Origin of the sequence: Leifsonia sp. CL147, from assembly GCF_900114565.1 — a bacterium.
Taxonomy (GTDB): domain Bacteria; phylum Actinomycetota; class Actinomycetes; order Actinomycetales; family Microbacteriaceae; genus Leifsonia.
This window is the reverse complement of the sequence record NZ_FOTM01000019.1, coordinates 63144-82439: the sequence shown is the minus strand read 5'-3', so window position 1 is coordinate 82439 and position 19296 is coordinate 63144. Positions and strand designations below refer to the sequence as shown.

The 19296-nt window shown below is 72.0% G+C and carries 20 protein-coding genes and 1 tRNA gene; 14 read left to right on the top strand and 7 right to left on the bottom strand.

Features of this window, described 5'->3' with window-relative positions; genetic code table 11:
* Window positions 1–307 precede the first annotated feature (307 nt).
* Genes BM287_RS14895 through BM287_RS14885 form a run of 3 tightly spaced genes read left to right on the top strand, consistent with a single transcriptional unit; the run spans window position 308 to window position 3197 of the window.
* Window positions 308–1492 (top strand): thiolase family protein, encoded by a 1185-nt coding sequence (locus BM287_RS14895; RefSeq protein ID WP_090040791.1) that lies wholly within the window; start codon window positions 308–310, stop codon window positions 1490–1492.
* Entirely contained in the window at window positions 1489–2232 is a 744-nt protein-coding gene (locus tag BM287_RS14890; protein WP_090040793.1) for an enoyl-CoA hydratase/isomerase family protein, read from the top strand. The genes BM287_RS14895 and BM287_RS14890 overlap by 4 nt, the downstream gene beginning before the upstream one ends.
* A complete protein-coding gene (locus BM287_RS14885; RefSeq protein WP_090040795.1) occupies window positions 2229–3197 on the top strand; it encodes a 3-hydroxyacyl-CoA dehydrogenase family protein in 969 nt (322 codons plus the stop codon). The genes BM287_RS14890 and BM287_RS14885 overlap by 4 nt, the downstream gene beginning before the upstream one ends.
* Here BM287_RS14885 and BM287_RS14880 read toward each other — a convergent pair.
* Window positions 3172–3573 (bottom strand): PaaI family thioesterase, encoded by a 402-nt coding sequence (locus tag BM287_RS14880; RefSeq protein WP_090040797.1) that lies wholly within the window; start codon window positions 3571–3573, stop codon window positions 3172–3174. The genes BM287_RS14885 and BM287_RS14880 overlap by 26 nt on opposite strands.
* A gap of 48 nt (window positions 3574–3621) precedes the next feature.
* On the opposite strand from BM287_RS14880, the gene paaZ reads away from it, so the two are divergent.
* The gene (gene paaZ / locus BM287_RS14875; RefSeq protein WP_090040798.1) at window positions 3622–5682 is read left to right on the top strand and encodes a phenylacetic acid degradation bifunctional protein PaaZ; all 2061 of its coding nucleotides are present in this window, start codon (window positions 3622–3624) and stop codon (window positions 5680–5682) included.
* 120 nt (window positions 5683–5802) lie between these two features.
* Here paaZ and BM287_RS14870 read toward each other — a convergent pair whose 3' ends face one another.
* Entirely contained in the window at window positions 5803–6333 is a 531-nt protein-coding gene (locus tag BM287_RS14870) for a TetR/AcrR family transcriptional regulator (RefSeq protein WP_244528343.1), read from the bottom strand.
* Between the two features lie 194 nt (window positions 6334–6527).
* On the opposite strand from BM287_RS14870, the gene paaA reads away from it, so the two are divergent.
* The 6 genes from paaA to BM287_RS14840 all read left to right on the top strand — a co-directional run bounded on the left by paaA (window position 6528) and on the right by BM287_RS14840 (window position 11091).
* Window positions 6528–7493, top strand: a complete 966-nt coding sequence (gene paaA, locus BM287_RS14865) for a 1,2-phenylacetyl-CoA epoxidase subunit PaaA (protein ID WP_090040799.1) — start codon at window positions 6528–6530, stop codon at window positions 7491–7493.
* Entirely contained in the window at window positions 7490–7777 is a 288-nt protein-coding gene (gene paaB / locus BM287_RS14860; protein ID WP_090040801.1) for a 1,2-phenylacetyl-CoA epoxidase subunit PaaB, read from the top strand. Before paaA ends, paaB begins: the two co-directional genes overlap by 4 nt.
* Window positions 7778–7878: 101 nt before the next feature.
* The gene (gene paaC, locus BM287_RS14855; RefSeq protein ID WP_090040948.1) at window positions 7879–8700 is read left to right on the top strand and encodes a 1,2-phenylacetyl-CoA epoxidase subunit PaaC; all 822 of its coding nucleotides are present in this window, start codon (window positions 7879–7881) and stop codon (window positions 8698–8700) included.
* On the top strand, window positions 8694–9176 hold the full coding sequence (paaD, locus tag BM287_RS14850; RefSeq protein ID WP_090040802.1) for a 1,2-phenylacetyl-CoA epoxidase subunit PaaD: 483 nt from the start codon (window positions 8694–8696) through the stop codon (window positions 9174–9176). The genes paaC and paaD overlap by 7 nt, the downstream gene beginning before the upstream one ends.
* A gap of 10 nt (window positions 9177–9186) precedes the next feature.
* A complete protein-coding gene (gene paaE / locus BM287_RS14845; protein ID WP_090040804.1) occupies window positions 9187–10275 on the top strand; it encodes a 1,2-phenylacetyl-CoA epoxidase subunit PaaE in 1089 nt (362 codons plus the stop codon).
* 45 nt (window positions 10276–10320) lie between these two features.
* The gene (locus BM287_RS14840) at window positions 10321–11091 is read left to right on the top strand and encodes an enoyl-CoA hydratase/isomerase family protein (protein ID WP_090040807.1); all 771 of its coding nucleotides are present in this window, start codon (window positions 10321–10323) and stop codon (window positions 11089–11091) included.
* 152 nt (window positions 11092–11243) lie between these two features.
* Here the strand turns inward: BM287_RS14840 and BM287_RS14835 are convergent, their stop codons facing one another.
* The gene (locus BM287_RS14835) at window positions 11244–12602 is read right to left on the bottom strand and encodes a maltokinase N-terminal cap-like domain-containing protein (protein WP_090040808.1); all 1359 of its coding nucleotides are present in this window, start codon (window positions 12600–12602) and stop codon (window positions 11244–11246) included.
* Between the two features lie 91 nt (window positions 12603–12693).
* Window positions 12694–14079, bottom strand: coding sequence for a M23 family metallopeptidase (locus BM287_RS14830; protein WP_244528342.1), 1386 nt, complete (start codon window positions 14077–14079; stop codon window positions 12694–12696).
* Window positions 14080–14297: 218 nt separating this feature from the next.
* Here BM287_RS14830 and lepB point away from each other — a divergent pair, with 218 nt between their 5' ends.
* From lepB to BM287_RS14810, 4 genes are all read left to right on the top strand, one after another.
* A complete protein-coding gene (gene lepB / locus BM287_RS14825; RefSeq protein ID WP_244528340.1) occupies window positions 14298–15032 on the top strand; it encodes a signal peptidase I in 735 nt (244 codons plus the stop codon).
* Between the two features lie 112 nt (window positions 15033–15144).
* Window positions 15145–15489, top strand: a complete 345-nt coding sequence (locus BM287_RS14820; protein ID WP_090040811.1) for a YciI family protein — start codon at window positions 15145–15147, stop codon at window positions 15487–15489.
* Entirely contained in the window at window positions 15486–17018 is a 1533-nt protein-coding gene (locus BM287_RS14815; protein WP_090040814.1) for a carboxylesterase/lipase family protein, read from the top strand. Before BM287_RS14820 ends, BM287_RS14815 begins: the two co-directional genes overlap by 4 nt.
* A 174-nt stretch (window positions 17019–17192) precedes the next feature.
* Window positions 17193–17669: a hypothetical protein gene (locus tag BM287_RS14810; RefSeq protein WP_090040816.1), complete on the top strand. Its 477-nt coding sequence runs from the start codon at window positions 17193–17195 to the stop codon at window positions 17667–17669.
* A 49-nt stretch (window positions 17670–17718) separates the two neighbouring features.
* Here the strand turns inward: BM287_RS14810 and BM287_RS14805 are convergent, their stop codons facing one another.
* From BM287_RS14805 to BM287_RS14795, 3 genes are all read right to left on the bottom strand, one after another.
* Window positions 17719–18018: a hypothetical protein gene (locus BM287_RS14805; RefSeq protein ID WP_139230698.1), complete on the bottom strand. Its 300-nt coding sequence runs from the start codon at window positions 18016–18018 to the stop codon at window positions 17719–17721.
* A 50-nt stretch (window positions 18019–18068) separates the two neighbouring features.
* A tRNA-Thr gene (locus BM287_RS14800) sits at window positions 18069–18141 on the bottom strand.
* 77 nt (window positions 18142–18218) lie between these two features.
* Window positions 18219–19121: a DsbA family protein gene (locus tag BM287_RS14795; protein ID WP_090040820.1), complete on the bottom strand. Its 903-nt coding sequence runs from the start codon at window positions 19119–19121 to the stop codon at window positions 18219–18221.
* Window positions 19122–19296: the final 175 nt, after the last annotated feature.

Here is a 19296-nt window from a genome sequence, read left to right as displayed (position 1 = left end):
AGCCGCGCTGAAACGCACATTCGTGACGAATGTCGCCCCAGCGCCGTTGACGCGCGAGTACCGAGACGGAGACATTCGTGACGAATGTCGCCCTGAGCCGCGCTGAACCGCACATTCGTGACGAATCTCGGGAGGAGACCGACGCACGCCCGCCGACGCACGCCCACCGACGCACGCCCACCGACGGACGCCCACCGACGCGGGCGACGCACGCGCCCGGCGGGTTGCCCAGGGGTCGGGATTCTGCGACGATGACATTGCTGAACGATCGTTCGGTAATTCGTCGCGTTCGAGGAAGAGGGCAGCGATGGCAGAGGCCTACCTCGTCGGCGGGGTGCGCACGCCCGTGGGCCGGTACGGCGGCGTGCTGGCCGGAGTGCGGCCCGACGACCTCGCCGCGCTCGTCGTCGCCGAGGCGCTCCAGCGCGCGGCCGCACCCGCCGAGGGACTCGATGAAGTGATCCTCGGCGCCGCCAACCAGGCCGGGGAGGACAACCGGAACGTCGCCCGGATGGCGGTCCTGCTCGCCGGGCTCCCGGACGAGGTCCCGGCGATGACCGTGAACCGGCTGTGCGCCTCCGGACTGACCGCGGTCATCCAGGCCGCGCAGGCCATCCGGGCCGGGGATGCCGACCTGCTCGTGGCCGGCGGCGTCGAGTCGATGACGCGCGCCCCCTGGGTGCAGGGCAAGCCGGAGAAGCCGTGGACGCGTCCCGGCCCCCAGTACGACACGTCGATCGGCTGGCGGTTCGCCAACCCCCGGCTGCTCGAGCGCGACAAGGCCACCTACACGATGCCGGAGACGGCGGAGGAGGTGGCACGGATCGACGGGATCGGCCGGGAGGAGGCGGACGCGTTCGCCCTCGAGAGTCACCGCCGGGCGGCCGCCGCCGCGGACGCCGGACGCTTCGACGCCGAACTCGTCGCGGTCGAGACGCCGAGCGGCCGCGTGACCGCCGACGAGGGCATCCGCCGCGACACCAGCGCGGAGGCGCTCGCGCGCCTGACGCCGGTCGTCCCCGGCGGCAGCGTCGTCACGGCGGGCAACGCGTCGCCGCTGAACGACGGCGCGTCGGCGATCGTCGTCGCCAGCGCCCGCGCCGTGGAGCAGTACGGCCTGCAGCCGCGCGCGCGCATCGTCGCCGCGGCGAGCGCGGGCGTCGCACCGGAGGTCATGGGCCTCGGCCCGGTCCCCGCCACGCGGAAGGCCCTCGACCGCGCCCGGCTGGACGTGAGCGCCCTGGGCGCCATCGAGCTGAACGAGGCCTTCGCCAGCCAGGCCATCGCGTGCATCCGCCGCCTGGGATTCGATCCCGCGCGCGTCAACGCCGACGGCGGCGCCATCGCCCTCGGTCACGCGCTCGGTTCGAGCGGGTCGCGCATCCTCGTCACGCTGCTCGGCCGGATGGAGCGGGAAGGCTCCCGCTACGGCCTGGCGACCATGTGCGTCGGGGTCGGCCAGGGCACCTCCCTCATCGTGGAGGCGGTATGACGGACGAGCACAGCCTGACCGTGGAGGAGCGCGACGACCGCGTCGTCGTCACGCTCGACCGCCCGGAGCGCCGCAACGCGATCGACCAGCGGATGGTGGATGAGCTGCACCGGGTGTGCGCGCGGCTCGAGGTGGAGCAGCGCATCCTGATCATCACCGGATCCGGCGGCGTGTTCGCCTCCGGCGCCGACATCGCCGAGCTGCGGGAGCGGACCGCCGAGGATGCGCGCCACGGCATCAACGACACGGTCTTCTCCCGGATCGCCGAGCTCCCGATGCCGGTCATCGCGGCCCTCGACGGCTACGCGCTCGGCGGCGGCGCCGAGCTCGCCTACGCGGCCGACCTGCGCATCGGCACTCCACGACTGCGGATCGGCAACCCCGAGACGGGACTGGGGATCATCGCGGCCGCCGGCGCGCTCTGGCGGCTCCCTCAGCTGGTCGGGCTGCCGCTGGCGACCGAGCTCGTGCTGACCGGACGGCTCCTGGATGGTGCGGAGGCCCTCGCAGCCGGCCTGGTGTCCTCGCTCCACGAGCCGGAGGACCTGCTCGCCGCCGCGCACGCGCTCGCGGACCGGATCGCCGCGAAGGACCCCCGGGCGACCATGTGGACGAAGCGGGTGCTGCGAGCGCCGCTCGCCGAGCATCCCTCCGCCGAGCGGGAGGCGCAGGCGGAGCTGTTCGCGTCGCCCGAGAAGCGGCGGCGGATGACGGAGTTCCTGGAACGGAGGACGCGATGACACCGACACCAGCTACCGGCACGCCGGCGAGCGCATCCCTCCCGGCACGCATCGCCGTCATCGGCGGCGGCCGGATGGGCTCCGGGATCGCCCACGCGTTCGTCATGGCCGGCGCCGACGTCGCCGTGATCGAACGCGACGCCTCGGCCGCAGCGGAGGCGCGCGACCGCATCCTCGAAGCCGTGGAGGGCAGCGTCCGCCGCGGCGCGGTGGCACCGGACCCCGCGCGGCTGCTCGTGACGGTCACCTGGGAGGCGCTCGCGGGTGCCGGGCTCGCCGTCGAGGCGGTCCCGGAAGTCCTCGACTTCAAGCGGCGGGCCCTGCGCCGGGCCGAGGACCTGCTGCCCGTGGATGCGGTGCTCGCGACGAACACATCGTCCCTGTCGATCGACGCCCTCGCCGCCGGCCTCCGGCGCCCGGACGCCTTCCTCGGCCTGCACTTCTTCAACCCGGTCCCCGCCTCGGCTCTCGTCGAGATCGTCCTCGGGAAGGCCACCGCACCATCCACAGTGCGTTCGGCGGAGCGCTGGATCGCTGCGCTCGGCAAGACCGCGATCGCCGTCCGCAACTCCCCCGGGTTCGCCTCCTCGCGGCTCGGCGTGCTGCTCGGGCTGGAGGCGATCCGGATGGTCGAGGAGGGCGTCGCGACCGCCGAGGACATCGACACGGCGATGACGCTCGGCTACAAGCATCCCGTCGGTCCGCTGCGACTCACCGATCTGGTCGGACTGGATGTGCGGCTCGACATCGCGGAGTACCTCGCGCGCGAGCTGGGGCCCCGGTTCCAGCCGCCCGCGCTGCTGCGTCACATGGTCGCCGAGGGGATGCTCGGGCGGAAGTCCGGCCAGGGGTTCTTCTCCTGGGGCGACGGGACCGCCGACGTCCCCCTCCTTACGGATCGCCCGGCGCCGCCGGAGCCGCCCGCCGGCACCCCGCCTGCTACGGAGCCGGAGCGTCCAGAATGAGGTTCGTGATCCGGGCCGTGCAGATCCGGTTGCCGTCCTCATCCGTCACCACGACCTCGTGGGACGCGATCGTCCGGCCCAGCTTGATCGCCGTCGCGACCCCGGTCACCAGGCCCGAGCGGACCGCCCGGTGGTGCGTCGCGTTGATGTCCACGCCGACCGCGCTGCGTCCGGGGCCCGCATGGATGACCGCCGCCCACGACCCGAGCGCCTCCGCGAACGCGACCGAGGCGCCGCCGTGCAGCAGTCCGAAGGACTGGCGGTTGCCCTCCACGGGCATCGTCGCCACTACGCGCTCGGCGGACTGCTCCAGGATGCGCACGCCCATCTTCTCGTCGAGCTCGCCCAGTTCGATCGTCCAGTCGTCGTCTGCCATCCGGCCAGCTTACGCATCCCTTCATGCTTCGATTTCAGGAGGAGTCCGATGATCCTGCCCAGCTATCTCCGCGATGGATGGTCGACGCCTGACAACGCCGACGGCGCCGCCGACGGAGCCGCCGACGTGCTCGACGCCTCCACCGGCGAGCTGATCGCCCAGGTGAGCACCACCGGGGTCGACCTCGCCGGCGCGCTCGAGTACGCGAGGACCGTGGGCCAGCGTTCGCTCGGCGAGCTCACCTTCCACCAGCGCGCCCTCCTCCTCAAGCAGCTCGCGCAGGCTCTGACCGAGCGCAAGGACGAGCTGTATGGGCTGTCGGCGCAGGCCGGATCGACGCGGGCGGATGCCTGGATCGACGTCGACGGGGGCATCGGCGCGATGTTCACGTACGGATCGAAGGGACGCCGCGAGCTGCCGAACGCCCAGGTCGTCCTCGATGGACCGGCGGAGCAGCTGTCGAAGGACGGCAGCTTCCTCGGCCGGCACGTCTACACGCGGCTGCCGGGCGTCGCGGTGCAGATCAACGCCTTCAACTTCCCGGTCTGGGGGATGCTCGAGAAGCTCGCACCCTCGTTCCTGGCCGGTATGCCGACGCTCGTGAAGCCCGCGACGCCCACTGCGTTCATCGCCGAAGCGGCCGTGCGGATCATGGTCGAGTCCGGCCTGCTGCCGGCCGGTGCCCTCCAGCTGGTGAGCGGATCCGTCCCCGGCCTGTTCGACCACCTGCGGCTCGGCGACCTGGTCGCCTTCACAGGGTCCGCATCCACCGCCGAACGGCTGCGTGCGCACGACTCGGTGCAGACCGGCGGCGTGCGGTTCACGAGCGAGACCGACTCCATCAACGCCTCGGTGCTCGGACCGGACGCGGTGACCGGGACGCCGGAGTTCGACGCGTACGTGAAGAGCCTGGTCACCGAGCTGACGGCCAAGTCGGGACAGAAGTGCACGGCCATCCGCCGCGCGATCGTGCCGGCTGCGCTCGTCGAGGACGTCACCGCCGCCGTGCGGGAGCGGATCGCGTCGCGCGTCGTCCTCGGCGATCCGCGCGCGGAGGGCGTGACGATGGGGCCGCTCGCCTCGCGCATCCAGCGCGAGGAGGTGCTGCGGCAGGTCGCGCGGCTCGTCGGCGCGGGCGGCGAGCTCGTCATCGGCGGCCTCGATCAGCCGACCGTGCAGCGGGCGGACGGGACCCTCGGCGCAGCGCCGGAAGGTGCCTTCGTCGCGCCGCTGCTGCTGCACTTCGCCGACCCGTGGACGCCCGAAGCGCACACCGTCGAGGCGTTCGGACCGGTCGCGAGCGTGCTGGCGTACGAGACGGCCGAAGAGGCGGTGGCGCTCGTCGCGCGGGGCGGCGGCTCCCTGGTGACGAGTGTCGCGACGCACGACGCCGACTTCGCGCGGACGCTCGTGCTCGGGTCCGCCGCCTACAACGGCCGCATCCTCGTCCTCGACCGAGACGACGCCCGTACCTCGACGGGACACGGCTCGCCGATGCCGCACCTCGTGCACGGCGGACCCGGGCGTGCGGGAGGCGGCGAAGAGCTGGGCGGGATCCGCGCGGTGCTGCACCACATGCAGCGGACTGCGTTGCAGGGCTCGCCGGACCTGCTCACCGCGATCACCGGGGTGTGGCATCCGGGCGCTGCGGCGTCCGCGGAGGCGCCGCATCCCTTCCGCAAGTCGCTGGAGACCCTGCGCATCGGCGACCAGGTGCTGTCGGAGTCGCGCCGGGTGACGCTCGAGGACATCGAGACGTTCGCAGCATTCACGGGCGACACCTTCTATGCGCACATGGACGAAGAGGCGGCGGCCGCGAATCCGTTCTTCCCCGGCCGGGTCGCGCACGGCTACCTGCTCGTGTCGTGGGCCGCCGGCCTGTTCGTCGACCCGGCGCCCGGGCCGGTGCTCGCCAACTACGGGCTGGAGGACCTGCGTTTCCTGACGCCCGTCGTCCCCGGCGACAGCATCCGCGTCGCCCTGACCGCCAAGCAGATCACCCCGCGCGAGACCGACCCGTACGGCGAGGTCCGCTGGGATGCGCGCATCCTCAACCAGCGCGACGAGCTCGTCGCCACCTACGACGTCCTCACCCTCGTCGCCAAGTAGCGCACCCCCTCCTGCGCTCACCCCCCACCGTCGAGTACACCAAGACTTACGCGACACGCCGTGCGAAACGTGCAATCTCTGCGGACTCGACGGTGGGGGGTGAGCGCAGCGGGACGGGGGTCAGCGCAGGGCGAGGGCGAGGATGGTGGCGGCGAGGTCGTCGGGGGTGAGGGGGCCCTCGGGGGTGTACCACTCGGTGAGGGAGTTGATCATCCCGAAGAGGAGGCGGGCGACGACGGCCGGGTCGGCGTCGGTACGCAGGGAGCCCTCGTCGCGGGCCTCGGCGACGAGCGCGGCGACGGCGTGGTCGAAGTCGCGCCGGCGAGCGAGGGCGGCGCGCTCCACGTCGGTGTTGCCGCGCACCCGCAGCAGCAGCGTGACGTACGGCAGCCGGTCGGCGAGCACGCGCACGGCCCCACGCAGCACGAAGGCGAGGCGATCCGCGGCCGCGCCGGTCGTCGCCTCGGGCGCCAGGAGCACCCCCTCCAAGCCGTCGAGCGCCTCGTCGAGGGCCAGCCGGAGCAGCTCCTCCTTGGAGGCGACGTGATGGTAGATCGCGGACTTCGACAGCCCGAGCCGGTCGGCGAGCATCCCGATCGAGGTCGCGTCGTAGCCGTGCTCGTTGAAGGCGGCCACCGCCACCTCGAGGATGCCGCGCTGGTCGTACCCCGGCCGCCCGCGGCGGAGCGCCTCGACACCGGCAGCGTCGGCCGTGCCAGCGTCGGCAGCGTCGGCGGGCCCCGCGTCGGCGATCTCGGTCACGCGTTCAGTCTGGCACGCAGCCCCGCGTTCCGGATATACTGAACGAACGATCAGTAAGTAAATGATCTGCGACAGGAGGGTCGATGACGACCACCACGGAGGCCCCGCCCACCGGCCAGGCCCGCTTCGACGAGCTCATCGCCGCCGACTCCCGCATCGAGCCGCGCGACTGGATGCCCGACGACTACCGCCGCACGCTCATCCGCCAGATGTCGCAGCACGCCCACTCCGAGATCATCGGGATGCAGCCGGAGGCCAACTGGATCAGCCGCGCCCCGAGCCTGAAGCGCAAAGCGATCCTGATGGCCAAGGTGCAGGATGAGGCGGGCCACGGCCTGTACCTCTACTCCGCCACCGAGACCCTCGGCATCACCCGCGACGAGCTGACCGACCAGTTGCTCGCGGGCCGCGCGAAGTACTCCTCCATCTTCAACTACCCCACCCTCAGCTGGGCCGACATCGGCGCGATCGGCTGGCTGGTGGACGGCGCCGCGATCTGCAACCAGGTGCCACTGTGCCGCTGCTCGTACGCCCCCTACGGCCGCGCGATGGTCCGCATCTGCAAGGAGGAGTCCTTCCATCAGCGGCAGGGATTCGAGATCCTGCTGTCCCTCATGCACGGAACCCCGGAGCAGCAGCGGATGGCTCAGGATGCGGTGGACCGCTGGTACTGGCCGTCGCTGATGATGTTCGGGCCGCCCGACGCGGACTCCCCGAACTCGGCCCGGTCGATGGCCTGGCACATCAAGCGGTTCTCCAATGACGAGCTGCGGCAGCGGTTCGTCGCCATGCTCGTTCCGCAGGCCGAGGCGCTCGGCGTCATCCTGCCCGACGCCGACCTCCGCTGGAACGAGGAGCGGCAGGCGTACGACCTCGGGCCGATCGACTGGAGCGAGCTGCAGGAGGTCATCGCCGGGCGCGGGCCCTGCAACGCCCAGCGGATGCAGCGCCGGCGCGAGGCGCACGAGGAGGGACGCTGGGTGCGGGATGCCGCCGCCGCCTATGCGGCCAAGCGCGCGCATCCCGGAGCCGCGGAGGCCGTCGCATGAACGCGGAGCCGTGGCCGCTGTGGGAGGTGTTCGTGCGTGCGTCCCGCGGGCTCAGCCACGTCCATGTCGGCTCGCTGCACGCTCCGGATGAGCAGCTCGCCCTCCGGAACGCCCGGGACCTGTACACGCGCCGCGGCGAGGGCGTCTCGATCTGGGTGGTCCGCTCCGATCGGATCACCGCCAGCGACCCGGATGCGAAGGACGCCTTCTTCACCTCGCCGGAGGGCAAGAACTTCCGGCACGCGACGTATTACACCGCCGCCGAGGGGGTGAAGCACCTGTGACCGACACCGAAGAGTCGAGCACCGAAGAGTCGAGCGCCGAAGAGTCGAGCGCCGCTGGGAGCAGCACCGACCACAACACCGACGAGCACGGCCGGGTCGAGTTGAGCGCCGTCCTCCTCTCCGACGAGTTCGTCGCCTCCGACACCCCCGCCTCCCCCCTGGTCGCCGAGTACGCCCTCCGGCTCGGCGACGACGCCCTCGTGCTCGCCCAGCGCCTCGGCGGCTGGATCACCCGCGCGCCGGAGCTGGAGGAGGATGTGGCCCTCGCCAACATCGCGCTCGACCTCCTCGGGCACGCCCGCTCCCTGCTCCGCTACGCGGGCTCGGCCTCGGGCCGGACCGAGGACGACCTGGCCTACTGGCGCGACGAGGGCGAGTTCCGCTCCGCGCACCTGTTCGAGCAGCCGAACGGCGACTTCGCGCACACGATCGTGCGGCAGTTCGCAGCCTCCCACTACCTGTACGTCCTCTACGACCGGCTGCGCGCCTCCACCGATCCGGTGCTCGCGGGCGTCGCAGCGAAAGCCGTGAAGGAGGTCGACTACCACCGCGATCACGCCGACCAGTGGATGCTGCGCCTGGCGCTCGGCACGGACGAGTCCCGCCGCCGCACCCTCCTCGCCCTGGAGGACCTCTGGCCGTACGTGGACGAGCTCTTCTCGGACGATTCGGCGCCGATCGCCGGCGCGGACGCGCCCGAGCCGCTCTTCGACGCGCTGGAGGGCATCGCCGTCCGTCCCTCCACCCTGCGCGAGCCGTTCGACGCCGATATCGCGCCGGTCCTCGCCGAGGCCGGGCTGGAGCCGCCCACCGCCTTCCACGCGGCCGGCGGCGGCCGGCGGGGACGGCACTCCGAACACCTGGCACCGCTGCTCGCCGAGCTCCAGGTGCTGGCCAGGCAGCATCCGGGGGCATCATGGTGACGCATCATGCGGACGCGGCGCGCGCGTGGTCGGCCGCCGCCGCCGTGGTCGACCCGGAGGTGCCCGTCCTCACCATCGACGATCTCGGCGTGCTGCGCGAGGTCACGGTCGGCGACGACGGCGTCGAGGTCGTCATCACGCCGACCTACTCCGGCTGCCCGGCGATGGATGCGATCCGCGAGGATGTGGTGCGCGCCCTGACCTCCGCAGGCTTCAGCGAGGTGCGCGTCCGTCTCACGCTGTCTCCCGCCTGGACGACCGACTGGATCAGCGCCGCCGGTCGCACGGCGCTGAAGGAGTACGGGATCGCCCCGCCTTCCGCCGCCGGCCCGGTCAGCCTCCGCCTGTCGGTGAAGTGCCCGCACTGCGGCTCCCTCGACACCCGGGAGGTGGCGCACTTCGGCTCGACCTCGTGCAAGGCGCTGTTCGTCTGCCGCGCCTGCGGCGAGCCCTTCGACCACTTCAAAGCGCTGTGAGGGCCGCCTGATGGCGCGCGCCCGGTTCCACAGCCTGCCCGTGGCGGAGGTGCGTCCGCTCACAGCGGCGAGCGTCGAGGTGACCTTCGCCGTCCCCGACGAGTTGCGCGGCGAGTACGACTACCTGCCCGGCCAGCACGTCGCGCTGCGCGCCCACGTCGACGGCCGCGAGCTGCGCCGCAGCTACTCGCTGTGCCGGCCGCCGGAGCCCGGACGGATCAGCGTGGCCATCAAGCGCGACCTCGGCGGCGCGTTCTCCACCTGGGCCACGAGCGAGCTCCGCCCGGGGGATGCGATCGACGTGATGAGCCCGCAGGGCACCTTCACTCTCGATTCCGAGCGCATGCAGGACCGGCACATCGCCGGCATCGCCGCCGGCTCGGGTATCACCCCGCTGATGGCACTCGCCGGCAGTGTTCTCGCCGCATCCTCCACCTCCAGCTTCACGCTCGTCTACACCAACCGCACCGCCGTCGACGTGATGTTCCTGGAGGAGCTCGCCGATCTGAAGGACCGCTACCCGGCACGCCTCGCGCTGCACCACGTGCTGTCGCGCGAGCAGCGGTCTGCGCCGCTGCTCTCCGGCCGGATCGACGAGGAGCGACTGCGGCGGATGCTGGACACGCTGCTCCCGCCAGACACCGTCGACGAGTGGTTCCTGTGCGGACCGTTCGAGCTCGTCCAGCTGTGCCGCGACGTTCTCGAGGAGTACGGGGTGGCGCGCGAGCGCATCCACTTCGAGCTGTTCACCACCGGCGAGCCGGGCGAGCCGCGCGGCGATGTCGGCCACCCGGTCGTCGTGCACGAGGGCGAGCGCACGGCCGAGATCGAGTTCCGGCTCGACGGGCTGACCTCGACCGTGACCACGCCGGTGGATGCGAACGAGTCCGTCCTCAACGCCGCCCTGCGGGTGCGCCCGGATGTGCCGTTCGCCTGCACCGGCGGTGTCTGCGGCACCTGTCGCGCACGGCTCGTCTCGGGTGACGTGCGGATGACGGAGAACTACGCCCTCGAGCCCGAGGAGCTCGAGCGCGGCTACGTGCTGACGTGCCAGTCCCATCCACTCACCGATCGCGTCGTGGTCGACTACGACGTCTGAACCCCCGGCCCCGACCCCACCCCATCCCACCCCTAGGAGAACGCCGTGATCGACCTGGACATCGCCGACGGCATCGCCCGCGTGACCCTCAACGCCCCCGAGCGGCTGAACGCCCTCGGGCCGGGCGACCTCCGCGAGCTCACCGCCGCCTACGCGGAGGCGGAGGCGTCCGGCGTGCGCGCGCTCGTGCTGCGCGGCGAGGGCCGCGCCTTCTGCGCCGGCCGGGACATCGCCGGCGTCGACCCGGCCACCGACGATGTCGCCGGCTATCTCGACGGCCTCGTCACTCCGCTCCTGCGCCGCATCGCGGCCTTCCCCGCACCGACCTTCGCGGCCGCGCACGGCGCCTGCCTCGGGGTCGGACTCGGCCTGCTGGCCATGACCGACGTCGTGTACGTCGCCGAGGACGCCAAGGTCGGCTCCCCGTTCGCCGCCCTCGGAGCCGCCCTGGACTCCGGCGGCCACTGGCTGCTCGTCTCGCGGCTGGGCCCCCATCGTGCGCTCGACCTCGTCTTCTCGGGCCGCCTGCTCTCCGGCGCCGAAGCCGTCGCCGCCGGACTGTTCTCGCGCGCCCTCCCGGCCTCCCAGCTGCGGGACGAGGTGGATGCGGCCGCCACCGCAGCAGCCTCCGGCGCGACCGAGGCGTTCCTGGCGAGCAAGCGCATCGTCGCCGGCCTGCGCGACGGCTCCCTCGACCTCTGGGGATCCGTCGCGGCGGAGAACGCCGCGCAGTCCCGCTTGCGCGACACCGCGGACTACCGGGAGGGCTTCCGCGCCTTCCAGGAGAAGCGAAAGCCGGGCTTCACCGGGCACTGAGACCGCGAAGTGCCGCTGGCGTTCGTCACCTCGGTCGCAGGCTCCCTCGGCGCTGGGGTCGCGGCACCGCTCCGCGCTGCGTTGCGGTGCCGTTCGTTACCTCGGTCGCAGGCTCCCTCGGCGCTGGCGTCGCGGCACCGCTCCGCGCTGCCCTATAGCTCCAGCGCGCGGGCCGCCAGCAGCCGCTGAACCGCCGCGAGCGGAATCGGGATCCACGAGGGCCGGTGCCGCGCCTCGTAGGCGATCTCGTACACCGCCTTGTCCAGCTCGAAGGCGTCCAGCAGCTGCTCGAAGTCCTCGACCTCGGAGCCGGCGACCGAGGCATACCCGTCCAGGTACGCCGCCCGGGCCGCCGCTGTCCAGCCGGTGGCGTCGATCGGCGTCTCGCGCCGCGCGAGCGATCCGGCGACGTAGTCGAACGAGCGCAGCATGCCGGCGACGTCCCGCATCGTCGCGTCCGGAATCGCCCGCTCCGAGAGCGGCCGCAACGGCTCGCCCTCGAAGTCGATGAACTGCCAGCCCCGCTCCGGCGAGTACAGCACCTGCCCCAGGTGCAGGTCGCCGTGGATGCGCTGCAGCAGCGGCAGAGGCGCGGCCGCCGCCTCCTCGTAGACCGCGGTGATGCCGGCCCGCAGCTCCTCGACCTCCGGCACCTCGGTGGTCGTCACCGCCAGCCGCCGGAACATGCCGTCGAGAGCGAGGCCCACATCCTCCCGGGTGGCCCGCTTGGTGGGGAGCACGTGCGCCATCAGCCGGTGCAGCTCAGCCGTCCCTGCTCCCAGCTGGAACGCGCGATCGGTGAAGTCCTCGCCGTGCTCGGCCGCGCTGACCGCCAGCTCCCAGCCGTCCTCCGCGCCCGGCAGGAAGTCCTGCATGAGGGCGAGTTCTCCGGATGCGATGCCGCCGTCCCCGGTGGGCCAGCGTCCGGTCAGCCAGCCGAGCAGCGACGGGGTGCGCCGGGAGCCGCCTGCCGTGAGCGCCGCGAGCGTGGAGACGTCCGGGTTCTCGCCGTCCTGCACCACGCGGAACACCTTGATGAGCGCGGGGCGCCCGCCCTCCAGCTCCCCGACGATGGAGGTGTTGGACTGCTCGCCGGTCAGCCGCCGCGACGATCGCACCACCAGCGGCCCGCCCAGCGAGTGCCCCTCGGCGAGCGCTGCCCGCCCCTCCGCGCGCTGCGCGCCCGTCATCAGCCGCACCAGGGAGGCGACGTACGCCTCCTCGGTCGGACCGTCGTACAGGTAACGGCCTCCGGCCTCCCCGATCAGGGCCGCCTCCTCGCCGTCCCGGCCGGCGCGCGCCACCACCGGCACCTGGTAGACCCGCGGCGTGCGCGGAGCGTCGTCGCAGAAGAAGTAGGTGGTGATGCGGACGTCGCCGTCGCCTGGCCGCGCATCCACCGGTCCGGAATCGAACGATCCGAGCAGCCGCAGCCGCGGCTCGACATTCTTCGTCGAGTACCAGCGCTGACGCCGCATCCACGTCCCGACGAGCTCCGTGAGTTCGGTCATGCCTCGAACGGTACGCCCGCTCCGGCGATTGCGCGCGGGTGCCCGGCCAATCCTGAGGTGGGCCCGCCTCTGGATCGATGGATGGATGCGCTCAGAGCGTCCCGAGCACCACGCCGCGCGCGGCCATGAACGGCTGCGGGTCGATCTGGAGCCCGTTGACGTGCACTTCGAAGTGGAGGTGGCATCCCGTCGACAGGCCCGTGGAACCGACCTGGGCGATCGGTTGGCCGGCGGCCACGTGCTCGCCGATCGTCACCCCGATGCCGCCGTCGCGGATGTGGCCGTAGGCCGTCTCCACTCCGCCGCCGTGGTCGATGAGGATGTAGTTGCCGTACCCGCTGAACGGCCCGGCCCGCTCGACCGTGCCGGCAGCGGCGGCGAAGATCGTGGTGCCGCACGCGGCGCCCAGGTCATCCCCGGGGTGGAAGAGCGCGGTCCCGAGCGGACGGGAAGGACGCGGACCGAACACGTCGGTGATCGGTCCGTGCACCGGGAGCGCCCATCCACTCGACACCAGCGTGGGGTCGGAGGTGAGCACCTGGAAGTTCGAGCCGGCGGCGATCACGGTCGGCGTCGCTGCGAGGGCGGCGGACGCGGCGTTGACCTGCTGCTGAGCCGACTCGACCGCCTGGGCGCTGGCCTGGACGTCGATGGCGGAGGCGGCGTCACGGGCGCCCTGCGCCTTCTGCGCGATCGCCTCGGCGCTCTTCTTGTCCTTCGCGGCGGCGCGGAGCGCGGCATCGGCCTGCGCGGAGAGGGAGGACAGCCGGTCCGCAGCGCCGAGCTTCGTGAGGAGGTCGCCGCCGGAGCCGGTGAGGGCCGCAGCGAGCGGATCCGGCCGCAGCAGGTGCGCGCCCGCCGAGCGGATGAGCGCCGTGGCGAAGGCGGCCGTTCCCTCCGCATGCTTGGTGGCGGCAGCGGCCTCCTTCTTCAGGGCGTCAGCGGTCGCCTGGGCCTGCGCGTGCTCGCGCTGCGCGCCCTGCGCCTGCTGCGTGGCGTCCGCCAGCTGCTGCTGCGCTGCCGCCAGCTCGCTCGCCAGCTGGGCGGCCTGCTGGAGCTGCGCGAGGTCGACGTTCTGGAACGACGGCAGGTCGGGCGCCGACAGCGTGATTTCGTCGACCGGAGCGGGCTCGGGCGGAGCTGCGGGGGCGGGAGTGGTGGTCGGTGTCGGAGTCGGGGTGGGAGTGGGCGTCGGCGTGGGCGTCGGAGTAGGAGTCGGCGTCGGAGTCGGCGTCGGTGTAGGAGTCGGCGTCGGTGTAGGCGTGGGCGTCGGTGTCGGTGTGGGAGTCGGCGTGGAGCTCGGATCCGGATCCTTGTCCGTCCCCCCTCCGTCGTCCCCTCCGTGCGGATCGGTCGTCGGGCCCGAGGCCGGGAGGGGCGTCGAGGCCGGGAGGGGCGTCGAGGACGGCGCCGCGCATCCCGCAGTGCACTCGTCCGCGGCGGCCGGCTGCGGCGCCGCCAGCAGCCCCCCGGCCACGAGAACGAGCGCGGCCCACGCGGGGATCAGGCGCGGTCCCCCGAACCGCGTCGCCTGCCTACCTCGACCGAAAGCTCTGCGCATGATGGGCGGGCGCCGGCGGGAAGGATGTGCCGGCTGACCCGTAGTGAGATGTTCTCACCCTGTCGCTGAGGGAACAAGACACCCATTCGAGGTTGGATGCGGCTCACAGGCTCAGCACGTTACGGTGAGAGACTGTGACCGACAGTACAGCCACCGCGCGTCCGCGCCGCACCGCCCGGCGCACCTCCAACTGGAAGACGCTGCTGCGGGATGTCGTGGTCATCTTCGTGGTCGCGGTGCTGGTCTCGTTCCTCATCAAGACCTTCGTCGCCCGCTCCTTCTACATCCCGTCCGGATCGATGGAGAACACCCTCCAGATCAATGACCGGATCATCGTGAACGAGCTGCAGCCGAAGGTCTTCGGCCTGCAGCGCGGCGACGTCGTCGTGTTCAAGGATCCGGGCGGCTGGCTGCCGCCGGCGCCCCCGCCGACGGGCAATGCGTTCCAGCAGGGCGTCGGGGCCGTACTCGACTTCGTCGGTCTGGGCGCCTCCGACTCGGACCAGCATCTCGTCAAGCGCCTCATCGGCCTGCCGGGAGACCACATCAGCTGCTGCAACGCCCTCGGCCAGCTGAGCGTGAACGGCGTGCCGCTGAAGGAGCCGTACGTCCTCCTGCCCGCCGGGGAGCAGGCCGTCTCCGAGAAGTCGTTCGACGTCACGGTCCCGCAGGGGACGGTGTGGGTGATGGGCGACAACCGCTACAACTCGGCGGACTCGCGCTATCACATGAACGACCCGGGCAAGGGGTTCGTCCCGCTCTCGGATGTCGTCGGCAAGGCGTTCGTGATCAGCTGGCCGGTCAGCCACTGGTCGTGGCTGGACGACTATCCGGACGTGTTCCGCGGCGCCGAGCGCGAGAACCAGTAGCGCGTTCCTGCCGAAACCCTCACGCTCGCAGCGGAGTCGGGCCACAATGTCGAGAAGTGGTCGTCTCGTTCGACGTCCCGATGAAACGTTCGCGAATCGAGAGGACAGAACGATGAAGTACATGATGTTCGTGGTCACCACCACCGAGCCGGACAGCGAGCAGGACGATTCCGACGTCGACCTGTGGGTGGACGAGCTCGAATCCACGGGCAAGCGCCTGATCGGCGAGGTGCTGCAGCCGCCCTCGGAGGCCCGCATGGTGCGGGTGCGCGACGGCAAGCGGTATGTCACCGACGGTCCGTTCGCCGAGACGAAGGAGTGGATCTGCGGATTCGACATCCTCGACGTGGACAGCCTGGAGGAGGCCATCGACATCGCCTCGCGTCATCCCATGGCACGTAACGGGCAGCTGGAGCTGCGCCCGTTCATGCAGTGGGAGGAGACCGCCGGGGCGTGAACGGGCGGCCGGTCGTCGTCACGGCAGCGGGCGCGGTCCGCGGCCGCGACGACGGCCGCGTGGCCGCCTGGCGCGGCATCCGCTACGCCGAGCCCCCGACGGGCGCTCTCCGCTGGCGGGCGCCGGTCCCGGCAGCACCGTGGCATGGCGTCGCCGAGGCCGACGCCTTCGGTCCTGCGTCGCCTCAGCGGCCCAACCCCGCCGTCCCGCTCGGCCCGCCGGGCACCGCGCGGATGGACGAGGACTGCCTGTTCCTCAACGTCGTCCGCCCGTCGGCCGAACCGGCATCCGGCCGCCTACGACCGGTGATGGTGTGGCTGCACGGCGGCGCCTACGCTCTCGGCGCATCCAGCCAGCTGATCTATCGCGGCGACGTGCTGGTCACGAGCGCCGACGTCGTCCTCGTCACCCTCAACTACCGCCTCGGCCCGCTCGGCTTCCTCGACCTCGGAGCGGCCGGCGTCGCGACGGCACAGTCGAACCCGGGGCTGCGGGATGTGCTGCTCGCCCTCCGCTGGGTGCAGGACGAGATCCATGCGTTCGGCGGCGATCCGGACGCGGTGACCGTCTTCGGCCAGAGCGCCGGCGCCGGACTCGTCACCGCGCTCCTCGCGTCGCCTGCCGCCGGCGGGCTGTTCCAGCGGGCCATCGCGCAGAGCCCGCCCGCCGGGTCGATGTACGGCCCCGAGCGCTCTGCGACGGTCGCGCGACTCTTCCTCGAGCACCTCGGAGTGTCCCCGGGAGACGCGGCGGCGCTCCGCGAGCTCCCCGTCCAGGCCATCGTGGATGCGGGCGCCGCCGTGTACACCGAGATCCCGCGCGAGCATCCGGGGCGGCTCGCCTTCGCCCCCGCCGTCGGCGACGACCTGCTGCCGGAACCGCCCCTCCGGGTGCTGAGCGAGGGCCGCGGGCTGCCCGTGCCCCTGGTCATCGGGACGAACCGGGACGAGGCGACGCTCTTCCGGCTGATGCGGTCGCCGCTGCTGCCCATCCGTCGTGCGGCGCTGGAGCGGATGTTCGCAGCACTTCCCACCGAGCAGGCGCCGGGCGTCCGCTTCCCCTCCCGCGAGGCCGTGCTCGCCGTCTACGCCCGCCGGCCGCTCTCGCGCGGCGTCCGCGTGGCCACCGACATCGCCTTCCGGATGCCCGCGCTCTGGACCGCCGCCGGCCACAGCACCGTCGCGCCCACCTTCCTGTACCGCTTCGACCACGCGCCCCGGCTGCTGCGGCTGACCGGGATCGGTGCGGCGCACGCGACCGAGCTGCCGTATGCCTGGGGCGACTTCTCCACGCTCCCGCGCGACCCGTCGTTCGTCCTGGGCGGCCGCCGCACGGCGGAGGCGGTCTCGCAACGGGTGCGCGCACGCTGGGCCGCCTTCGCCCACAGCGGCGTCCCCGGCACCGGTTGGAGACCCTACGACGCGGACGGACGGGCGACCCTCGTCATCGGCCGGAACGATCGGCTGGTGCCCGACCTGGACGGACGGCTCCGCGCCGGCTGGGGCGAACAGGTCCTGACCTTCCGCTGACCGCCCTGACCCGCACGGTCACCGCCCGGGCAGAAGTTCGGCCGAGCGGGCGGCCATGAAGCGAGTCCGGCAATCCACCCGGTGATTCTGAGCGCTGCGCGTCACGCGCGGGGCCTTCACCCCGTCTTACAGGGGTAAGAGCAGATCGGCACATCCAAGGATCGAGGGAAGCACATGGCGGAGATCAGCGTGAGCGAGGACGTCTCCGTTCGGCGCCGCGACCACACCGAGGCCTGGACGAAGCTGCGTCACGCCATCGTGGAGGAATACGTCGGCAAGCTCCCCGAGCTGCTCGACATCCACGAGTTCGCACAGCTGGCGGGGATGACGATCCGGGAGGTCCGCCACGCCGCCTCGTCCGGCGCCCTCGTCATCTCCATCCGCTCCGGGCGACGTGGCATCGCACCGGCGGACAACGTCCCGTTCCTCCTGGGCGCACGGCTGCTGCGGCTGCACGCGGCGAAGCCGGTCCGGGAGCAGGCCGATCCACGCTCTCTCCCGGTCAGCGAAGCCGCCTACGAGCGGGTGTGGGATGAGGCGGTCCGTACCTCGCTGACCCCCGCGCAGGCGCTCGATCAGCTCATCCTCACAAGCTCGGGATCAGCCCCGTCGGCGAGCTCCGACGGCGCGCCGCCGGCTCCGAGCGCATAGCCCTCGGCGCACGGAGCGTCGCTCGGCTCGGGCGACACCTCTGCGGTCGTCAGAGCTGACGGTCGCTGCGCTCGAGCATCCACACCCAGAGCGCGCCGACCGGCAGGACGGCCGCGATCGCCGCTGCCGTCACGGCCGCGACGACGGTGACCGTCACCCCGAGCGGCACGACGCAGGCCGAGATCAGGGCGATCGCGGAGACGAGGATGCAGCTGGCGCCGATGATCGTCGCGGCGATCGCGAACATCGTGTCGGCGTCCAGCCGACGCGGCCGCTGCGGCTCCTCCACGATCACGGGTGCGTCAGGCGGGAGGTCGACGGCGGTCGCTCTGCGGATTTCGTTCGTCACACTAGCAAGAGACGTGGCGTGGGAACGGACATGACGCTGGATCCCGAGGGAGCCGGCTGCGGGACTCGAACCCGCGACCGCTCGCTTACAAGGCGAGTGCTCTACCAACTGAGCTAAGCCGGCGATGGCGGTCGCCCGCCGTCCACAATCCTAGAGCAGCGGGCGAGGCTGCCGGAGATGCGGACGCGTCGACGACCGGGTCAGGGTGTGGACGACGGAGTCGGCGTCGGTGTGGCGGTCGAGGAGTACTGGTCGCCCTGCGCCTGCAGCACGAAGGCCTTGAAGTCGCTCGCGCTGGTCAAGGGACCCGTGTACGGCTTGCCGTTCACCAGCACCAGCAGAGCGTTGGTCATCTTCTTGACGTCCGAGTTCGGGATGGGGCCGCTCAGCGCGCGGTCGCTCGCTGCGGTCACCCAGCTGGTGAAGCGTCCATCCGCGATGCACGAGTCGATGTCGCTGGTGTTCGTGGCTCCGGCCGCGGCCACCCGCTTCTTCAGGACGTCGTCGCTGAGGCCCGGGCCGCCCTCCGCCGGCTGCTTCTCGAAGAGGGAGGCGTTGAACTTCCAGAAGGCGTCCGGGTTGTAGTTCGCCACGCACGCCGCCGCGTTCGCCGCGCGGAGAGAGTACTTGGTACCCGCGGAGTGACTCGTGTAGATCGCGACCGGGTGCATCTCGACGGTCACGGCGCCGTCCTTCACCAACGGCTCCAGCTGCTTCAGGTTGGTCCGCTGGAAGTCGCCGCACAGCTTGCACAGGTAGTCGGCGTAGATCCGGATGTCGACCGTGCTCCCCGACGGATCGGGCCGGCTGGCGACCGGCCTGGCGTCCGCCGCGAGCGCGGCCGTCGTCTTGACGGCGAGGCCCGAGCCGACGACGACGCCGTCGCTGGCCATGTTGCGCGGACCGGGGACCGTCGGACGGATCGAGCTGACGATGACGACGACGACGATGGCGGCGACGGCGAGGGCGCCGAGCAGGATCCCGCCCGTCAGCAGGAGACGACGACGGCGGTCTCGGCGCTGCTGCGACGTGCGGAGCTGGCGAGCCTTCTCCCGGGCGGCCGCGCGGACGTCGCCGGGGCGGCTGTCGTCGGGATCGGTCATGGAACTCATAGTCTGGGCGTACTGCTCTCGGGGTCGAGGGGCCGCGCGGGGGGACGCGGCGGGCGGCGCACCTCCGGCGCACACAACCGGGACAGCGTAAACCGGCTGTCTGGGAATCGACCAGACGACGGCTGGACGCCCCGGGTACATCGCAGGTCCGCCGATGCCATATTAT

Coding starts and splice junctions, on each gene's coding strand:
- BM287_RS14880 (WP_090040797.1), bottom strand. CDS start 3,573: ATGGCAGACGACGACTGGACGATCGAACTGGGCGAGCTCGACGAGAAG.
- BM287_RS14820 (WP_090040811.1), top strand. CDS start 15,145: ATGAAGTACATGATGTTCGTGGTCACCACCACCGAGCCGGACAGCGAG.
- paaD (WP_090040802.1), top strand. CDS start 8,694: ATGGTGACGCATCATGCGGACGCGGCGCGCGCGTGGTCGGCCGCCGCC.
- BM287_RS14835 (WP_090040808.1), bottom strand. CDS start 12,602: ATGACCGAACTCACGGAGCTCGTCGGGACGTGGATGCGGCGTCAGCGC.
- paaE (WP_090040804.1), top strand. CDS start 9,187: ATGGCGCGCGCCCGGTTCCACAGCCTGCCCGTGGCGGAGGTGCGTCCG.
- BM287_RS14810 (WP_090040816.1), top strand. CDS start 17,193: ATGGCGGAGATCAGCGTGAGCGAGGACGTCTCCGTTCGGCGCCGCGAC.
- paaA (WP_090040799.1), top strand. CDS start 6,528: ATGACGACCACCACGGAGGCCCCGCCCACCGGCCAGGCCCGCTTCGAC.
- BM287_RS14795 (WP_090040820.1), bottom strand. CDS start 19,121: ATGACCGATCCCGACGACAGCCGCCCCGGCGACGTCCGCGCGGCCGCC.
- BM287_RS14895 (WP_090040791.1), top strand. CDS start 308: ATGGCAGAGGCCTACCTCGTCGGCGGGGTGCGCACGCCCGTGGGCCGG.
- BM287_RS14885 (WP_090040795.1), top strand. CDS start 2,229: ATGACACCGACACCAGCTACCGGCACGCCGGCGAGCGCATCCCTCCCG.
- BM287_RS14890 (WP_090040793.1), top strand. CDS start 1,489: ATGACGGACGAGCACAGCCTGACCGTGGAGGAGCGCGACGACCGCGTC.
- paaZ (WP_090040798.1), top strand. CDS start 3,622: ATGATCCTGCCCAGCTATCTCCGCGATGGATGGTCGACGCCTGACAAC.
- paaB (WP_090040801.1), top strand. CDS start 7,490: ATGAACGCGGAGCCGTGGCCGCTGTGGGAGGTGTTCGTGCGTGCGTCC.